The organism is Sphingomonas sp. G5, assembly GCF_052660795.1.
The window spans coordinates 2,653,137-2,669,345 of the sequence record NZ_CP109660.1 but is presented as its reverse complement, the minus strand read 5'-3'; the positions used below and the strand labels follow the sequence as shown (position 1 = coordinate 2,669,345).

18 protein-coding genes are annotated in these 16,209 nt (G+C 73.0%); 7 read left to right on the top strand and 11 right to left on the bottom strand.

Annotated elements, in window-relative coordinates:
* Positions 1–47 precede the first annotated feature (47 nt).
* Together NE358_RS12860 and NE358_RS12855 are read left to right on the top strand one after the other, a co-directional pair.
* Positions 48–530 (top strand): MogA/MoaB family molybdenum cofactor biosynthesis protein, encoded by a 483-nt coding sequence (locus NE358_RS12860; RefSeq protein ID WP_103205990.1) that lies wholly within the window; start codon positions 48–50, stop codon positions 528–530.
* Positions 527–955: a molybdenum cofactor biosynthesis protein MoaE gene (locus NE358_RS12855; protein WP_103205991.1), complete on the top strand. Its 429-nt coding sequence runs from the start codon at positions 527–529 to the stop codon at positions 953–955. The genes NE358_RS12860 and NE358_RS12855 overlap by 4 nt, the downstream gene beginning before the upstream one ends.
* Before the next feature lie 117 nt (positions 956–1,072).
* On the opposite strand, the gene NE358_RS12850 is transcribed toward NE358_RS12855, so the two are convergent.
* From NE358_RS12850 to moaA, 5 genes are read right to left on the bottom strand one after another with little or no spacing between them, the layout of a single operon-like run.
* Positions 1,073–1,309 (bottom strand): MoaD/ThiS family protein, encoded by a 237-nt coding sequence (locus NE358_RS12850; protein ID WP_103205992.1) that lies wholly within the window; start codon positions 1,307–1,309, stop codon positions 1,073–1,075.
* The gene (moaC, locus tag NE358_RS12845; protein ID WP_289939094.1) at positions 1,306–1,842 is read right to left on the bottom strand and encodes a cyclic pyranopterin monophosphate synthase MoaC; all 537 of its coding nucleotides are present in this window, start codon (positions 1,840–1,842) and stop codon (positions 1,306–1,308) included. The genes NE358_RS12850 and moaC overlap by 4 nt, the downstream gene beginning before the upstream one ends.
* Positions 1,839–3,062, bottom strand: a complete 1,224-nt coding sequence (locus NE358_RS12840) for a molybdopterin molybdotransferase MoeA (RefSeq protein ID WP_289939092.1) — start codon at positions 3,060–3,062, stop codon at positions 1,839–1,841. Before NE358_RS12840 ends, moaC begins: the two co-directional genes overlap by 4 nt.
* A 14-nt stretch (positions 3,063–3,076) precedes the next feature.
* Positions 3,077–3,859, bottom strand: a complete 783-nt coding sequence (locus tag NE358_RS12835) for a HesA/MoeB/ThiF family protein (protein WP_289939090.1) — start codon at positions 3,857–3,859, stop codon at positions 3,077–3,079.
* Positions 3,856–5,037, bottom strand: a complete 1,182-nt coding sequence (moaA, locus tag NE358_RS12830) for a GTP 3',8-cyclase MoaA (RefSeq protein ID WP_289939089.1) — start codon at positions 5,035–5,037, stop codon at positions 3,856–3,858. The genes NE358_RS12835 and moaA overlap by 4 nt, the downstream gene beginning before the upstream one ends.
* Positions 5,038–5,190: 153 nt before the next feature.
* On the opposite strand from moaA, the gene NE358_RS12825 reads away from it, so the two are divergent.
* Positions 5,191–5,586, top strand: coding sequence for a TOBE domain-containing protein (locus NE358_RS12825; protein WP_103205997.1), 396 nt, complete (start codon positions 5,191–5,193; stop codon positions 5,584–5,586).
* Positions 5,587–5,644: 58 nt separating this feature from the next.
* On the opposite strand, the gene NE358_RS12820 is transcribed toward NE358_RS12825, so the two are convergent.
* Both NE358_RS12820 and NE358_RS12815 read right to left on the bottom strand, forming a co-directional pair.
* On the bottom strand, positions 5,645–6,556 hold the full coding sequence (locus NE358_RS12820; protein WP_289939085.1) for an SDR family oxidoreductase: 912 nt from the start codon (positions 6,554–6,556) through the stop codon (positions 5,645–5,647).
* A gap of 91 nt (positions 6,557–6,647) precedes the next feature.
* Positions 6,648–7,487 carry a helix-turn-helix transcriptional regulator gene (locus tag NE358_RS12815; protein ID WP_289939083.1) on the bottom strand — a complete coding sequence of 280 codons (840 nt, stop codon included), beginning with the start codon at positions 7,485–7,487 and terminating at the stop codon, positions 6,648–6,650.
* A 214-nt stretch (positions 7,488–7,701) separates the two neighbouring features.
* Between NE358_RS12815 and modA the strand changes: the two genes are divergently transcribed.
* Genes modA through NE358_RS12800 form a run of 3 tightly spaced genes read left to right on the top strand, consistent with a single transcriptional unit; the run spans position 7,702 to position 10,288 of the window.
* The gene (gene modA, locus NE358_RS12810) at positions 7,702–8,460 is read left to right on the top strand and encodes a molybdate ABC transporter substrate-binding protein (RefSeq protein ID WP_141376300.1); all 759 of its coding nucleotides are present in this window, start codon (positions 7,702–7,704) and stop codon (positions 8,458–8,460) included.
* The gene (gene modB, locus NE358_RS12805; protein WP_289939079.1) at positions 8,457–9,236 is read left to right on the top strand and encodes a molybdate ABC transporter permease subunit; all 780 of its coding nucleotides are present in this window, start codon (positions 8,457–8,459) and stop codon (positions 9,234–9,236) included. Before modA ends, modB begins: the two co-directional genes overlap by 4 nt.
* Positions 9,233–10,288, top strand: coding sequence for a sulfate/molybdate ABC transporter ATP-binding protein (locus tag NE358_RS12800; protein ID WP_289939077.1), 1,056 nt, complete (start codon positions 9,233–9,235; stop codon positions 10,286–10,288). Before modB ends, NE358_RS12800 begins: the two co-directional genes overlap by 4 nt.
* A gap of 20 nt (positions 10,289–10,308) precedes the next feature.
* Here the strand turns inward: NE358_RS12800 and NE358_RS12795 are convergent, their stop codons facing one another.
* Positions 10,309–11,028, bottom strand: coding sequence for an SDR family NAD(P)-dependent oxidoreductase (locus tag NE358_RS12795; protein ID WP_289939076.1), 720 nt, complete (start codon positions 11,026–11,028; stop codon positions 10,309–10,311).
* A 91-nt stretch (positions 11,029–11,119) separates the two neighbouring features.
* On the opposite strand from NE358_RS12795, the gene NE358_RS12790 reads away from it, so the two are divergent.
* The gene (locus tag NE358_RS12790; protein ID WP_116239200.1) at positions 11,120–11,737 is read left to right on the top strand and encodes a TetR/AcrR family transcriptional regulator; all 618 of its coding nucleotides are present in this window, start codon (positions 11,120–11,122) and stop codon (positions 11,735–11,737) included.
* A 1-nt stretch (position 11,738) separates the two neighbouring features.
* Here NE358_RS12790 and cydC read toward each other — a convergent pair whose 3' ends face one another.
* From cydC to cydB, 3 genes are read right to left on the bottom strand one after another with little or no spacing between them, the layout of a single operon-like run.
* On the bottom strand, positions 11,739–13,424 hold the full coding sequence (gene cydC, locus NE358_RS12785; RefSeq protein WP_289939073.1) for a thiol reductant ABC exporter subunit CydC: 1,686 nt from the start codon (positions 13,422–13,424) through the stop codon (positions 11,739–11,741).
* A complete protein-coding gene (cydD, locus tag NE358_RS12780) occupies positions 13,421–15,172 on the bottom strand; it encodes a thiol reductant ABC exporter subunit CydD (RefSeq protein WP_289939072.1) in 1,752 nt (583 codons plus the stop codon). The genes cydC and cydD overlap by 4 nt, the downstream gene beginning before the upstream one ends.
* Before the next feature lie 3 nt (positions 15,173–15,175).
* On the bottom strand, positions 15,176–16,201 hold the full coding sequence (gene cydB / locus NE358_RS12775) for a cytochrome d ubiquinol oxidase subunit II (RefSeq protein ID WP_103206004.1): 1,026 nt from the start codon (positions 16,199–16,201) through the stop codon (positions 15,176–15,178).
* Positions 16,202–16,209: the final 8 nt, after the last annotated feature.

Below are 16,209 nucleotides of genomic sequence, written 5' to 3'. Positions count from 1 at the left end.
GCGGAAACCGGGCCCACGCCACCGCGCGCGCCCGTAGGCTGAGCCGCGTGCCCCACCACGCTCGCGTCCTGACCGTGTCCGATCGCTCGGCCGCGGGCCTCCGTGAAGACCGCGGCGGCCCCTTGGCAGTGTCGTTGCTGCGTGAGGCGGGATTCGACTGCGCCGACCCCGTCATCGTCGCCGACGGGGCAGAGAGCGTCGAGACTGCTCTGCGCGCCCTCGTCGCCGAGGGGACGGGGCTCATCGTCACGACCGGCGGCACGGGCATCGCCCCCACCGACCGCACGCCCGAGGGCACGACGCGCGTGATCGACCGCGAGATCCCCGGTATCGCCGAGGAGCTGCGGCGTCGTGGGCTCGCCGACACCCCGATGGCCGTCATCTCCCGCGGCCTCGCGGGCATCGTCGACCCCGGCACCCTGATCGTCAACCTCCCCGGGTCGACACGGGCCGTGGCATCCGGGATCACCGTCATCGCCGAGCTCGCACCGCACGTGCTCGATCAGCTCTCCGGAGGAGACCACTCATGAGCGCCGTCCGCATCGCCCGTCTGTCCGAGACCCCGCTCGACCTCGACGCGCACCTCGATGCCGTCGAGGAGTCGTCGTCGGGAGCCGTGACCACCTTCGTCGGTCGCGTGCGCGACATCGACCCCGATGCCTCGGGCGCGGTCGTGGCGCTCGAGTACAGCGCGCACCCCGATGCCGAGCAGACCCTGCACCGCATCGCCGAGACCGCCGCGGCGGGGACCGATGCGATCGTCGCCGTCAGCCACCGCGTCGGCCGGTTGGGCGTCGGGGAGGCCGCGGTCGTGATCGCTGTGGCATCCGGTCACCGCGCCGAGGCGTTCGAGGTCTGCCGCACCGTGATCGAGACGATCAAGACCGACCTGCCGGTGTGGAAGCGTCAGGTCGAGGCCGACGGTACGACGGAGTGGAAGGGCCTCGGGGGCTGACGCCTTCTCGCGCCCGCAACGGATTCGGGGGAGTGCAGCGGATGCGGATGCCGTGGCGCGGTGTGTCCGAATCCCGTGCACGGATCCGAATCCGGTGCATCGGCTGCGTCCCGGGGCTCAGCCGCCGGCGAAGGGCGGGAGCACGTCGACGTGCGTGACGCCCGCGAGCGGGGCGTCGTCGTCGCGGCGCGTGCCGTCGACGAGCACGGCGCAGCGATCCAGGATCTCGCCCAGAGCGGGGTGGTCGGCGACGACCGCGGCGCGCAGCGCCGTCAGGGACTGTTCGAAGCGATCCTCGGCATCCGTTCCCGCCGCCTCGGCCGCGGCGGCGAAGTAGCGCACGCGCACGCTCACGCGCGTTCCCCCTCGGCCGCCGGCACCTCGCCGGGAGCGGTCGCCGACGGGCCGACCCCGGGTTCGCCCGGGCGCAGCCAGTCGCCCGACTTCCCGCCGGTCTTCGACACGATGCGCACGTTCTCGATCAAGGTGCCCTTGTCAAGCCCCTTCACCATGTCGACGATCGCGAGCGCCGCGACCGAGACGCTCGTGAGCGCCTCCATCTCGACGCCGGTACGGTCGGCGGTGCCGACGGTGGCTTCGATCTCGACGCCCTCGTCGGTGACCTCGAGGTCGACCGAGGCGCGGTGCACGCCGATGACGTGCGCGAGGGGGAGCAGGGCGGGGGTGGATTTCGCGGCCTGGATGCCGGCGATCCGCGCGACCGCGAGCACATCGCCCTTGGGCGCGGTGCCGTTGCGCAGGGCGGCGACCACCTCGGGCGCACACCGGACGAATCCGCGCGCGGTGGCCGTGCGAACGGTGGGCTGTTTGAGCGTGACGTCGACCATGCGGGCGCGGCCCGCGGCATCCAGGTGGGTGAAGCTCATGGAATCAGCATGACATCGAGCGGGTCGCCCACCGACACGGTGGACACCTCCGCGGGAACGATGGCGAAGGCCTCGGCGCGCGCGAGAGAGGCGGCGAGGTGCGAGCCCGAGCCGCCGGCCGTCGCGGGGCGGACCGTGCCCGCGACGAGGTCGATCGCGGCGGGAAGGTACTGGCGTCGGCCGGGCGGGGTCGTCCAGGTCTCGGATGCCGTGAGCCGGGCGAGACGCCGATTGATCACCGTGCGGCCCTGCAGCGCCAGGAGCGCGGGGCGCACGAACACCTCGAACGAGACCGCGACGCTCACGGGATTGCCGGGGAGGCCGAAGACGAGGCGGCCGTCGTCGAGGACGCCGAAGGCCTGCGGCTTGCCGGGCTGCATGGCGACCTTCTCGAACGCGATGCGGTCCGACAGCGCTTGGCGCACCGGTTCGTAGGCCCCGGCGCTGACGCCTCCCGTGAAGACGACGACGTCGGCGTCGAGAGCGCGCTCGAGGAAGGAGTGGATCGCCTCGGCTTCGTCGGGGAGCGAGGCGATGACCGTCACGTCGGCGTCGGCGCCCGCGACGAGAGCCGCGAGGAGTGTCGAGTTGGAGTCGGGGGTCTGGCCGCGCCCCGGCGCGGTGCCGGGGGCGACGAGCTCGCTGCCGGTGGAGACGACGGCGACACGGGGGCGGCGGTGCACGACGAGCTCGGCGACGCCGGCGGCCGCGGCGGCGGACAGCGCGAGGGCGCCGAGCCTCTCGCCGGCCGAGAGCACGACATCGCCCGCACGGGTGTCACCGCCCCGGCGGCGGATGAACGCACCCGCGGCGGCGGGGGCGCGACGGACGTCGATGGTGCCGAGCGAGTCCGCGAGACCACCGGTGGTGTCTTCGAAGGGGACGATCGCGTCGGCCGCGGTGGGGACGGGCGCGCCCGTCATGATGCGCACCGCCTCGCCGGCGCCGAACGACGGATCGGCCGACGACCCGGCCGGCAGGTCGCCGACCACGCGGAGGGTCGCCGGGTTCTCGGCATCCGCCCCCTCGACGTCGGCGACGTGCACCGCGAAGCCGTCCATCGACGAGTTGTCGAAGCCGGGCAGGTCGTGGGCGGCGAGAACCGATTCGGCGAGCGTGCGACCGGCCGCGTCGGCGAGGCGGACGGTCTCGGGGGCGAGGCGTGAGACGGCGGCGAGCACGCGGGCGCGGTGCTCCTCCACGGTGAGCAGCGGGGTCATCGGGGCCTCCGGGGTCAAGGGGAAACGGCGGGGCGCGCCGCGGGGGTGAGCGGGATCGCGTCCTGTCGCGCGCGCAGGGCATCGATCACGACGAGTCGGCCGAGCAGCGGTTCGCCCGCCCCGGTGACGAGCTTGATCGCCTCGGTCGCGAGAAGCCCGCCGACCTGCACGCAGAGCGAGCCGAGGACGCCGACCTGGGCGCACGTCGGCGGTTCGCCCGCGGACCCGGGCGGGAAGAGATCGCCGAGCACGACGGGGGCGTGGCCCTCGGGCGGATTCGACCAGAACACCGTGACCTGCGCCGCCCACTCCTGCACGGCTCCCCAGACGAGCGGGATGCCGAGGGTTTCGGCGGCCGCGGCGACGGCCTCGCGCGTGTCGAAGGTGTCGCTCCCGTCGATGACGAGGTCGGCACCGTGCAGCAGATCGCGGGCGTTGTCGGAGGTCAGTCGTACCGAGCGTTCCTGCACGACGGTGAGGGGTGAGAGATCGTGCACGGCGCGTGCGGCCGAGGCGGTCTTGGCGGTGCCGATGTCGGCGACGCGGTGCGCGAGCTGGCGCTGCAGGTTGGTGCGCTCGACGGTGTCGTCGTCGATCACGATGAGCTCGCCCACCCCCGCGGCCGCGAGCGAGAGCAGCACCGGCGAACCCAGACCGCCCGCGCCGACCACGGCGATGCGTGCGGCGGCGAGGCGACGCTGTCCCTCCTCGCCGATCCCGGCGAGCACGGCATGACGGGCGGTGCGGATGAGTTCTTCGGGGGCGAGGGATGCCACCGGCTCGACGAGCGGCCTCATCCGCCGATCGCGCTCATCGTGCGCTCGGGCTGAACGAAGTCGGGGCGCGCCAGTCCCACGCGGTCGGAACCGTGGGCGCGCGGCTTGGCCCACATGGCATCCCGCCAGACCTGTGCGATGCCGTCGTCGTCGGCGCCCGCGCGGAGGGTGGAGAGCAGGTCGGTCTCTTCGTGCGAGAAGAGGCAGGATCGCACCTTGCCGTCGGCCGTCACGCGGGTGCGCGTGCAGGCGGCGCAGAAGGGTTCGGTGACGGAGGAGATGATGCCGACGTGTCCGGCGACCGCGGTCTCTCCGGGGCGTCGCACCTCCCATCGCTCCGCGGGGGCAGCGCCGCGACCGCGAGGGTCGGGCGCGAGGGCGAACGCCGTTTCGATCTCGGCGCGGATGTCGCTCGCCGCGATGACGTTCGTCGCCGTCCACGACCGGTCGCCGTCGAGGGGCATGTCCTCGATGAAGCGCATCTCGAAGCCGTTCGTGACAGCCCAGTCGACGAGGGGGACGACCTCGGTGTCGTTGACCCCGCGCAGGAGCACCGCGTTGATCTTGATGGGGCCGAGGCCCGCCGCGCGCGCGGCCTGGAGGCCGGCGAGCACCTTGTCGAGGTGGGGGCGGCGGGTCAGCTCGGCGAAGGTCTCGGGGTGCAGGGTGTCGAGCGAGACGTTGAGGCGGTTCAGCCCCGCGTCTTTCAGCGCCTGCGCCCGGCGATCGAGGCCTACGGCGTTGGTGGTCATCGAGATCGGAAGGTCGGGATTGTCCTCCCGGATGCCGGCGATGATGAACTCGAGGTCTTTGCGGACGAGGGGCTCTCCGCCGGTGAGGCGCAGTTCCTCGGCGCCGAGGGATCGCACCGCCACGCGGACGATGCGCCGGATCTCGTCGGTCGACATCAGCTGCGACTGCGGCAGCCACGGCATCCCGTCGGCCGGCATGCAGTACGTGCAGCGCAGGTTGCATTTGTCGATCACCGAGACGCGCAGGTCGGTCGCGACACGGCCGAAGCGGTCGAGCAGACCGCCCTCGCGGGGAGCGCCCGTCTCGGAGAGCACGGTCGCGCCGGAGGCCGAGACGGCCGGTGCTCCCGTCGCGGGGAGGACGGTGGCGCCAGGCGCGCGGGTCACGGTGGCGCCGAGAGCGACGGCCACGGGCCCCCGTGTCGCGCTCGCGTGCTCGGCATCCATGGGTCGAGCCTAGGTCAGCACGGGGAGGGTGAGGGCGGCGTGGGTGCGCGGGGGAGGAGATTCGGTGGAGGGAGGACGATTTCGGCCCGGGGATCCTTCCGTCGGCGCGCTTCCTCCCGGCTCCCGTCGCGCGGGCGGGGGTACCTTCGGGGGATGCCGAACACCTTCCGCATCGCACAAGCCGCACGCCTGCTCGGTGTCAGTGACGACACCGTGCGTCGGTGGATCGATCAGGGCGCGCTGCCCACCACCGGGACCTCGCCGACCGAGATTCCCGGGGCGGCGCTGGCCGAGCGGGCCGTTGCGCTCGCCGACGAGCCCGACGATCCCACCGGCATCGCCTCGAGCGCGCGCAATCGATTCGTCGGGATCGTCACGCGCGTGCGGATCGACGGGGTGATGGCCCAGGTCGACCTGCAGTGCGGCCCGCACCGGGTGGTGTCGCTGATGTCGGCCGAGGCGGCGGAGGAGCTCGCGCTCGAGCCGGGCTCTCTGGCGGTGGCCTCGATGAAGGCGACGGTCGTCACGGTCGAGGCGCCGCGCGGCTGAGACACGGGGATTCGACGCGACGACGTCGAGCCAGCCGGGCCAGGGATAGGCGACCGCCTCACCCCGCGAAGCGCGGCCCGATCGCGTCGACCGTGAGCTCCCACAGTCGGCGAGCGTCGGCGGCGTCGGAGAACGGCGACCAGAGCGGCGAGGGACGCGCCGGGCCACCGATCAGGCGCGAGGGGCCGAAGAACGTCCCCTGTGCGGGGGTGGCGGTCGCCGCGAGCACGGCGGGTTCGGCGGCGGATGCCACGGAGCCGGTGATGTGCAGGCGGGAGAGCACCCGGATGACCCGGCGCGCGCCCAGTTCGCGCGTGCGGCCGACGCCGGGCTGAGCCGCCAAGAGGTTGGTGGGCGAGACCCCGGGGTGCGCGAGCGTGCTGGTGACGTTCCACCCCTCGGCGCGGCCGCGGCGCCGCAGCTCTTCGGCGAACAGGCCGACCGCGATCTTCGACTGCACGTACGAGGCCATGGCGTCGTACGGCGTCGCGTCGACGGTGCCCTCGTCGAAGCGGCCTCGGCGCGCGGCGATGCTCGTCTGGTGCACGATGCGCGCGCGGCCCTCCCGGAGGAGCGGCAGGAGGCCGAGGGTGAGGGCCGCGTGACCGAGGTGGTTCGTGCCCCACTGCAGCTCGAAGCCGTCGGCGGTCTCCTGTCGCGTCGGCGGGGTCATGACGCCGGCGTTGTTGACCAGCAGGTGCACGGGCCGACCCTCGGACCGCAGTGCCTCGACGAGGGCGTGCACCGAGTCCAGGTCCGCCAGGTCGAGGGCGCGGGTCGAGGCCGCGGCATCCGGAACCTCCCGACGGAGGGCGTCGAGCGCACGACGGCCCTTCTCGGGGGAACGGACGGGCAGGACGACCTCGGCGCCGAGGCCGGCGAGACGGGTCGCGATGACCGTCCCGATGCCGTCGCTGGCACCGGTGACGAGGGCCAGGCGGCCGCGGAGCGGGGAAGAGGTGGGGGACATGATCGGGTCCTTTCGCGTCGATACGTCGATGCTTCCGTCCGCGCACCGAGGGGGCCAGTGCGCGCTCACCCGCTGATCGGCGATCCACCCCTCAGCGGACCGAGGGCGATCCGATCACGGCGAGCAGGCGCAGCTTCTCGGCACTCTCGCTCCCGGGCTGCGCGGTGTAGACGAGCAGCCGGTGGGACTGGTCCGGGTCGAGCAGGGTCTGGCACGACAGGTCGAGGTGGCCCACCTCGGGGTGATGGAATCTCTTGACCTCGGGCGGCCGGGCGCCGACCTCGTGCGCGTCCCAGAGGGTGGCGAACTCGGGGCTGCGGGCGCGGAGGTCGTCGGCCAGTTCGGCGGCGCGAGACTGCGGGCCCCGCGCGGCGACCATCTCGCGCAGGCCCGCGGCGTAGACGCGCGACAGGTTGGCGGCCTCGTCGGGCGGGTAGGCGGCCCGGGAGGCGGGGTCGGTGAACCAGCGGTAGCCGATGCTCCGCGCCGGCCCCGTCCGCAGCGCGGCGTCGCCGAGGAGGGCGATGCCCAGACGGCTCTGGCGCAGCGTCTCGCCGAGCTCGGTGACGATCTCGGCGGGAGTGTCGTCGAGGCGATCGAGGATGCGGAGCATGCCGGGACTGACGTGCTCGGTCCCCGAGTGACGAGACGGTGGCCGGTGCCCCGCGAGACGGAAGAGGTGATCGCGCTCGGCGAGGCTCAGGTGCAGGCCCTGCGCGAGAGCGGTGAGCATCTGCTCCGAGGGGGTCGGACCGGTGCCGCGCTCGAGGCGCGCGTAGTAATCGGTGGACATGTGGCTGAGCAGGGCCACCTCTTCGCGGCGGAGGCCCGCCGTGCGCCGACGCGCGCCGCGCGCGAGACCGACGTCCTCGGGTTGCAGGGCCTCGCGTCGGCGCTGGAGGAAGTCGCCCAGGCTCGGGAGGTCGCTCACGGTGTTCCTCGCATCCCCCGTTCCTATCGCGTCGGTCGCCGGCGTGCCAGGACTCGCCGGTCCACCCCTCGTCTCCACCTGCGCGAGACGGCTCGTCGTCGTCTCTCATCGCCGAGCTGACTTTCGGGTAGAAACGGACATATCGAATCTTCAAGTCCGCAGATGCGGAATACTGAAGGGACAGCGGGCCGCCGGCCGCGCCGAAAGGACCCTCATGCGCCGCCCCCTCCGCCTGCTCGCCGTCGTCGGCACCGCCGTCCTGCTCGCCGGATGTGCGAGCGCGGCGCCCGCGCCCGCGGCATCCGAGGACTCGCTCTCGGGGACCGTCGAGGTGTACGCCGCGGCCTCGCTGCAGCGCTCGTTCGACGAGATCGCCTCCGCCTTCGAGGCCGCCCACCCCGGTGTCACGGTCAGCGCGGTCTACGACGGATCGAGCACCCTGGCGACGCAGATCGGCGAGGGCGCTCCGGCCGACGTCTTCGCCTCGGCCGACGAGAAGAACATGTCCAAGGTGGCGGCGGAGGCCCCTGATCCCCGGCTGTTCGCCGGGAACACGCTCGTCATCGCCGTGCCGACGGGAAACCCGGGCGGCGTGGCGACCCTCGCGGATCTCGCCCGCGTGACGACGGTGCTATGCGCCCCCGAGGTGCCGTGCGGCGCCGCCTCGGCGACCCTCCTGTCGAACGCCGGCGTGCGTGTGACGCCCGCCAGCTCCGAGCAGAACGTCACCGCGGTGTTGACCAAGGTGGCCGCCGGCGAGGCCGACGCCGGTCTCGTCTACGCGACCGACGTCAATGGCCGGGACGACGTCGAGACCATCGTTCCCGCCGGTGCGGATGCGGTCGTCAACCGCTATCCGATCGCCGCCCTGACCGATGCGCCGAACCCCGACGCCGCCGCCGCGTTCGTGGCCTTCGTCCTCGGTGAGGACGGGCAGCGGGTGCTCGCGGACGCCGGGTTCCGCGCACCGTGAGAGAGGCGGGATACGTCCCCCGCTGGCTGATCGTGCCGGCGGTGGCCGGCCTGCTCTTCCTCCTCGTCCCGCTCACCGCGCTGGTGGCGCGCGTGGAGTGGGCGACGCTGTGGAGCGACGTGACCTCCGAGGCCGCGCTCTCGGCCCTGGCACTGTCGCTCGGCACCGGGGCCGTGGCCACCGTGGGGTGCGCGGTGATCGGCATCCCTCTCGCCCTCCTGATCGCGCGCAGTCCCGCCCGCACGGCGGCCGCTCTGCGGGCGCTGGTGACCGTGCCGCTCGTGCTGCCGCCGATGGTCGGCGGTGTCGCCCTGTTGTACCTCTTCGGGCGCAACGGCTGGTTCGGCTTCCTCGGCCTGCCGTTCACGACCCCCGCCGTCGTGCTGGCGCAGGTGTTCGTCGCTCTGCCTTTCCTCGTGCTCGCGGTCGAGGGGGCGCTGCGCAGCACCGGCGTCGAGTTCGAGAGGGCCGCGGCCTCTCTCGGGGCCTCGCGCGCGACGATCCTGCGGCGCATCACGCTCCCGCTGGCAGCCCCCGGCATCGTCGCCGGGGTCGTGCTGTGCTTCGCCCGCGCGATCGGGGAGTTCGGGGCGACCGCGCTGTTCGCCGGCAACCGCCCGGGGGTGACGCAGACGATGCCGCTGGCGATCTACACCGCCTTCAACGGTGCGGGCATCTCGCAGGGTACCGCGGTGGCCCTGTCGTTGCTGCTGCTCCTCACCGCCGTCGCTGTGCTGCTTCTCGTGCGCGGATGGCGGCCGGGGGTGGGCAGATGACGATCCCGGATGCCGCGGAACTCCGCGCCCACATCGCGGTACGCCGCCGTGACTTCGTCGTCGACATCGCGCTCGCCGTCGCCCCGGGGGAGACCGTCGCCGTGATGGGGCGCAGCGGTGCCGGGAAATCCACCCTGCTCGGCGCCCTGGCCGGGCTCACCCCGCTCGACGAGGGCGAGATCTCCGTCGACGGCCGGGTGCTCGACCGTGCGCCGCGGGTGCGCACGGCCCCGATGGAGCGCGGCATCGTGCTGCTCGGTCAGGAGGCCCGGCTCTTCCCGCACCTCACCGTGCGCGAGAACGTCGCCTTCGGTCCGCGATCGGCCGGGGTCCCGGCATCCGCCGCTCGCAGCGGAGCCGACGACTGGCTCGCCCGCGTGGGTCTCCCGGGGATGGGCGACCGTCGACCCGCGCAGTTGTCGGGCGGGGAGCAGCAGCGCGTGGCCGTCGCGAGAGCGCTCGCGGCCGAGCCCCGGGTCGTGCTGCTCGATGAACCCCTCGTGGCCCTCGACGCGGTCACGGCGTCGGAGATCCGGGCCATGCTCAGCGAGCGCCTCGCCGGGGTGACGACCGTGGCCGTCACCCACGACGCGATCGACGCTGCGGCCCTCGCCGATCGACTCGTCATCGTGGAGCGCGGGCGGGTCACGCAGGAAGGGCCCGTGCGCGACGTGCTCTCGGCCCCCGCGACCGACGTCGCGGCGCGGATCGCGGGACTCGAGCGTCTCGAGGGTGTGGCGCGGGGCGGGGCGTTCGTGCGGGGTGAGCTGCGCCTCGAGTCGACGGATGCCGTGTCCCGCGGCCTCGCCGCGGTCGACGGGATCCCGCTCGTGGCGGTGTATCGCGCGGTGGATGCGCGACTCGGCGAGGGGGCGCCGGCGACGGTGATCCATCTCGAGTCGACGCCGACGGGGGTGCGGGTCGTGACGAACGCGGGTGTGGTCGAGGTGGCTCCGAGCGTCGCCGCCGGCGTGAGCGTGGGGATGCCGGTGCGGATCGGTGTTCCCGCCGACGCCGTTCGCTTCTCGCGCCCGGGCGTCGACGCCGCGTAGCCTCCTCCGGGCGCGTCGCGTCAGCGGGTGCCGCCGTAGGCCGCGGGAACGAGGTCTTTCCGGGCCTCACCCGTGCGCACGAGGTCGACGATCGCCTCGGCGACCACCCGCGGGTCATCGAAGGACGCCCCCGCCGTCATCGCTTCGGCGTCGGAGCGTCCGGCCTTGATCGAGGTGAGGAATTCCGTCTCCGTGGCGAAGGGGATGACGGTCGACACGGTGACACCCGTTCCCGCCAGTTCGTTGCGAGCGACCGCGGACAGCCGCTCCAGGGCGATCTTGGACGCGACGTAGCACCCGGTGCCGGGCACGTCGGCGAACGTGGTGCCCGAGCTGACGTTGACGACGGCTCCGCTCCCGTTCGCTCTCATCGAGGGGAGGACCGCCTGCATCATGGCGAGGGGTGCGACGAGGTTGAGCTCGAGCACGTCCCGGAAGTCGCTCACCGACACTTGCTCGACCGTGGCCTGGAGTCCCTGTCCGGCGTTGTTCACGAGCACGTCGATACGGCCGAAGCGATCGAGCGCGGCCGTGGCGAGCGTGGAGATGTCGGTCTGGCTCGTGACGTCGCAGCGGACGGCGATCGCGTCGCCCAGTTCGAGGGCGAGGGCGCGGATGCGTTCTTCACGGCGGGCGGCGAGGACCACGCGTGCCCCGGCGGCGGCGAACGCTCTCGCTGTCGCGGCGCCGATTCCCGACGAGGCGCCGGTCACGACGACGACGCTGTTCTGGATCTGCATGGGACCTCCCGTCCGGTTCACCGAAGCGATGAACACGAATAACGATACTCGAGAGTAGCGTTATTGCGGGTGGCTGTCGTACCCTCGACGGATGGACACTCCCGCGCCGCCGAGCCAGAAGAAGCGGGGTCGGCCCCGCGACCTCACCCGCGACGGCATGGTGCTGGCGGCCACGCTCGACCTGCTGGCGGAACGGGCCTACGAACAGGTCAGCCTGGACGAGGTCGCCGCGCGCACCGGCCGAGCAAAAACCACTCTCTACCGGCGCTGGGGAACGAAGGACGATCTCGTGCTCGCCGCCGTCCGGTCGATGGGGTACCCGCCCGAGATCGATGAGCTCCCCGACCGAGGATCGCTGCGCGACGACCTGATCGCCGTCATCGACTCGCCCTGGTTGGGGGGAGCATCCCGTCGTCTCACGCTCTTCGCCGGGCTCTCCGCCGCGTCGCATCGGTCGGCGACGCTGCGCGATATGGTCGCGACGCAGGTGACTCAGCCGTATGTCGAGGTGTACCGCCGGCTCCTGATCCGGGCGGTGGAGAGGGGACTTCTGTCGACGTCGGTCGTGGATCGCGTCGCCTCTCTCGCCGCGGTCATCCCGGCGATGAGCGGCTTGTCCTTCGCTCAGACGCCCGCCGGCCCGAGACGCGACGACTTCGTCTCCATCGTCGACGACGTGCTGCTGCCGGCGTGCGGGGCGGCCCCCTGATTCAGCCCGCCGCCACCCGTCCGTTCTCGAGCCGCACCGCGCGGTCGACGAGCCCCGCGGGAACCTCGACGTGCGAGACCAGGACCACGGCGCGATCGCGGTCGACCGCGCCGAGCAGATCACGCAGAAGGGCATCGGATGCCGCGGGATCGACGCCCGCGGTGGGCTCGTCGAGCACGAGCACCGGGAAGTCGCGCAGGATCGCCCGGGCGAGAGCGAGGCGTTGCGCCTGGCCGCCCGAGACGAGTCCGCCCCGATCGCCCACGGCTGCCTCGAGGCCGCCGCGCTCTCGCGCCCAGTCGGCGAGCCCGACGCGATCGAGCACCGCCCACAGCTCCTCGTCGGTCGCGCTCTCGCGCGCGAACAGCAGGTTCTGGCGCACCGACTCGTCGAACAGGTACGGCACCTGTTCGATCAGGCCGACGGTGCGGCGCAGGTCGTCTCCCGAGATCTCGCGGGCCTCGCGTCCCCCGATCCGGTACGACCCCTCGTAGTCGAGCAAGCGCGTCAGCACGTGCGCGAGCGTGGTCTTTCCCGCCCCGCTCGGGCCCGTCACGAGGACGCGCTCGCCCGGGCCGACGCGGAGGTCGACGTCGTCGAGGCGGCCGGCGTCTGCGTCGGTGTCGCTGCGCGCCGGCCAGTGCGCCCGGATGCCGCTGAGCTCGATCCCCGCGCCGAGGGCGGGTGCCTCGTCGGTCGGGGCCGGTTCGTCGTGGGGGAGTCCGTCGGGGACGGCCTCGGGTACGGCCTCGGCGATGCGCTCCGCCGCCGCCCGCACCTGCCGCCACGAGGCGAGGGCGAGGGGCACCGGCCCGAAGACCTCGAACACCGCCATCGGCAGCAGCACGACGACCGCGAGTCCCGGGCCCGACAGCGAGCCGCCGGTGACCGCGGGGGCGGCGACGAGCAGCGCGACGAGAGAAGCGACCCCCGCCAGCACCGACACCGCGCCCGCGGTGAGCCCCTGGGCTCCGCCGCGGCGCACGGCGGCCCGACGCAGGGCGGCATCGGCGCGGTGGACGCGTTCGGCTGCGTCATCCACTGCTCCGTACGCGGTCAGCACGTCGAGATTGGTGAGAAGGTCGTGCACCGCGTCGGCGACGCCGGCGCGCAGAGGCGCGATCGAGCGCTCGGCGCGAGCACCCGCGGCCCACCCCACGGCGACGGCGAGGCCGAAGGCGGCCACGAGGCATCCCAGCAGGACGAGAGCCGCGGACCACGAGACGAACGCGGTGAAGATCACGGCGGCGAGCGAGGTCAGCGCGGCCGTCGTGAGCGGCAGCACGACGCGCAGGGGGAGGTTCTGCAGCTCATCGACGTCGTCGACGACGCTCGAGAGCAGCCCCCCGCGACGCGAGCGGGCGAGGCCGTCGGGAGCGAGCGGCACGAGCTCGCGCACGAGGTCGGAGCGGACCCCCGCGAGCCGGTGCAGGGCGGCATCGTGGCTCGTGAGGCGCTCGAGGTAGCGGAAGACCCCGCGCGACAGCGCGAACGCGCGCACCCCGACCACGGCCACCGACAGGTACATCACGAGCGGTTGCTCGGCGGCCCGCGCGATGAGCCAGGCGCTCGCCGCGAGCAGCGCGATCGAGCTCGCCGCCGTGCCGAAACCCGACAGCACCGCGGGCGCGAAGCGCCGGCGCGAGGGCATCGCCGATCGCAGGATGCCGCGGACGCGGGCGTTCACGAGCGCACCTCGGAACAAAGGGGGCTGCGCGTCGCACGGGCAGCGGTCTCCTCGACGGGCTCCGGAGCCTTGGGCGTCGGTTCCGGGACGTCGACGGCCGGTTCGGGGGACGGGGTCCGCGGGTCGAGGAGCGGGGAGGCCAGTTCGACCACGCGGTCGGCGATCGCCCGGGCGGAGCGGCGATGCGAGACGAGCAGCACCCCGCGACCGGCGTCGGCCTCGCGGCGCAGGGTCGTCCACAGGTGCGCCTCGGTGTCGGCATCCAGAGCACTGCTGGGCTCGTCGAGCACGAGCACGGGCGTGCCGCCGACCCGCGCGCGGTACAGCGCCCGCGCGACGGCGACGCGCTGCGCCTGCCCGCCCGAGAGCCCCGCTCCGCCGGCACCGAGGGGGGTGGCCGGGTCGACGTCGGCCGCTCCCGCGTCAGCCAGGGCCGCCACGATCCGGGCCGGGTCGGCGGTCGAGCCGAGCGAGACGTTCTCGGCGACGCTGCCCGAGACGAGCGCCGGCCGCTGTCCCGCCCACGCCACCGAGGCGCGGGCGTGCGGCACGGCGACGCCGTCGACGCGCACGTCGCCGTCGTGCTCCGCCCATCCGAGCAGGGCGGCGACCAGCGACGACTTGCCCACTCCGCTGGGGCCGGTCACGAGCACCACCTCGCCGGGCCACACCGACAGCGACACCGTCGGAAGAGCGTGCCCCTCGCGGTGCACCCGGACCCTGTCGAGCGCGATGGTCGAGCCGAGCGCCGGGGTGCCGGCATCCGGGATCCGCTCTTCGCCCGTCTCGACCGCGCGCGCGGCGTCGAGGGCGTCGAAGATCTCGTCGGTGGCAGCGACCCCCTCGGAGGCCGCGTGGAACTGCACCCCGACCTGTCGCAGCGGCAGGTACGCCTCGGGCGCCAGCAGCAGCACGAAAAGGCCGATCAGCAGCGTGAGGTCGCCCGAGAGCAGGCGGAAGCCGATGGTGACGGCGACGATCGCCACCGAGATGGAGGCGAGGAACTCCAGCGCGAATCCCGAGAGGAACGACACCCGCAGCACCGTCATCGTCTCGCGCGTGTAGTCGCGCGTGATGGTGTCGATCGAGCGCGCCGCCCGATGCTGACGCCCGAACGCCTTCAGCGTTCCGAGTCCCTCGACGGTATCGGCGAAGCGCGCGGCGAGGCGTCCGAGGGTGCGGAACTGCCGCTCCTGGACGCCGCGGGTCGCGAGGCCGATCAGCACCATGAACAGCGGGATCAGGGGGATCGTCAGCACGACGATCAGGCCCGACAGCGGGTCGGCGAGTGCGATGGCGCCGATGAGGATGGGCATGGTGATCGCGGTGGCCACGAGCTGCGGCAGGTAGCGACCGAAGTACGCGTCGAGCGCCTCGAGGCCGTGACCCGCCGTGAGCGACAACGACGCGGAATTACGCCGGGCGAGCCAGCCCGGACCGAGGCGGCTCACCGCGCCGATGAGCGCTGCCCGCAGCTGCAGCGACGCTGCCGCCGCGCCGTGCGCCGACGCGCGCTCCGAGGCCGCGATCAGCACCCCCCGGAGGAGCACGAGGGATGCCGCGACCCCGACGTCTCCCCACAACTCGCCGACCGGTCGGCCCTGGATCACGCCGACCAGTGCGGCGCTGAGTGCCCACGCGAACCCGACGACGACTCCCGTCTGCGCGAGCACGATCGCCGCGGTCACGGCGAAGAAGGCGCGAGAGGCGGTGGCGTAGCGGAGCAGCCGCGGGTCGACGGGTTTCATGGGTCAGTGGGCGACGAGCGCGGCCTTCTCGATGCGGGCGCGGGTCACGCGTTTGCGGAACACCCAGTAGGTCCAGCCCTGGTAGGCGAGGATCAGCGGGAGGAAGATGAGCGCCGCCCAGCTCATGATGGTCAGCGTGTACTCGGTGCTCGAGGCGTTGTCGATGGTGAGGCTCGAGCCCGCCCCGAGCGTGGACGGCATGACGTTCGGGAACAGCGCGAAGAACAGCGCGGCGACCGCGGCGACGATGGTCACCGCTCCCAGGGTGAAGGCGGTGCCTTCGCGGTCGCGGGCGTTCGAGACCCACGAGCCGATCAGCGTCAGCGCGGCGACGCCGGAGAGGGCGACCACGCCGAGGAACAGCGGAGCGTCCGCGGCGTTCGCGATCGTCCAGATGAGGAAGAGCGCGGCCAGGGCGATGGTGACGAGGCCCGCGCGGCCCGCGAGGCGTCGAGCGTCGGCGCGCACCTGGCCGTCGGTCTTCAGCGCCACGAAGTACACGCCGTGCAGGAAGAACAGGCTCAGGGTCGTGAGCCCGCCGAGGATGCCATAGGGGTTCAGCAGCGTCAGCACGGTGCCGACGTACTCGTGGTCGGCATCCAGGGGCACGCCCTGCACGATGTTCGCGAACGCGACGCCCCAGAGGAAGGCGGGGGCGGCGGATCCCGCGACGATCATGCGGTCGAAGGTCCGCTTCCACCTCAGGGAGTCGCGCTGGTGGCGGTACTCGAACGAGACGCCGCGGGCGATGAGGGCCAGCAGGATCGCGAGCAGCGGGAGGTAGAAGCCGCTGAACAGCGTCGCGTACCACTCGGGGAACGACGCGAACAGGGCCGCGCCGGCGACGATGACCCAGGTCTCGTTGAGGTCCCAGACGGGGCCGATCGTGTTGATGATCTGGCGGCGCGCGATGTCGTCCTTGCCGAGGAAGGGGAGCGACATGCCGACGCCGAAATCGAAGCCGTCGAGCACGAAGTAGCCGACGAAGAGGAAGGCGACGATCCAGAACCAGAGGTGTGCGAGGTCCATGAGGGGCT

Excerpts from the sequence above, each read along its gene's own strand:
- NE358_RS12800 (WP_289939077.1), top strand. The coding sequence starts at position 9,233 with ATGACGATCCCGGATGCCGCGGAACTCCGCGCCCACATCGCGGTACGC.
- cydB (WP_103206004.1), bottom strand. The coding sequence starts at position 16,201 with ATGGACCTCGCACACCTCTGGTTCTGGATCGTCGCCTTCCTCTTCGTC.
- NE358_RS12840 (WP_289939092.1), bottom strand. The coding sequence starts at position 3,062 with ATGACCCCGCTGCTCACCGTGGAGGAGCACCGCGCCCGCGTGCTCGCC.
- cydD (WP_289939072.1), bottom strand. The coding sequence starts at position 15,172 with ATGAAACCCGTCGACCCGCGGCTGCTCCGCTACGCCACCGCCTCTCGC.
- NE358_RS12855 (WP_103205991.1), top strand. The coding sequence starts at position 527 with ATGAGCGCCGTCCGCATCGCCCGTCTGTCCGAGACCCCGCTCGACCTC.
- NE358_RS12790 (WP_116239200.1), top strand. The coding sequence starts at position 11,120 with ATGGACACTCCCGCGCCGCCGAGCCAGAAGAAGCGGGGTCGGCCCCGC.
- modA (WP_141376300.1), top strand. The coding sequence starts at position 7,702 with ATGCGCCGCCCCCTCCGCCTGCTCGCCGTCGTCGGCACCGCCGTCCTG.
- NE358_RS12825 (WP_103205997.1), top strand. The coding sequence starts at position 5,191 with ATGCCGAACACCTTCCGCATCGCACAAGCCGCACGCCTGCTCGGTGTC.
- moaC (WP_289939094.1), bottom strand. The coding sequence starts at position 1,842 with ATGAGCTTCACCCACCTGGATGCCGCGGGCCGCGCCCGCATGGTCGAC.
- NE358_RS12835 (WP_289939090.1), bottom strand. The coding sequence starts at position 3,859 with ATGAGGCCGCTCGTCGAGCCGGTGGCATCCCTCGCCCCCGAAGAACTC.
- NE358_RS12820 (WP_289939085.1), bottom strand. The coding sequence starts at position 6,556 with ATGTCCCCCACCTCTTCCCCGCTCCGCGGCCGCCTGGCCCTCGTCACC.
- NE358_RS12795 (WP_289939076.1), bottom strand. The coding sequence starts at position 11,028 with ATGCAGATCCAGAACAGCGTCGTCGTCGTGACCGGCGCCTCGTCGGGA.
- moaA (WP_289939089.1), bottom strand. The coding sequence starts at position 5,037 with ATGGATGCCGAGCACGCGAGCGCGACACGGGGGCCCGTGGCCGTCGCT.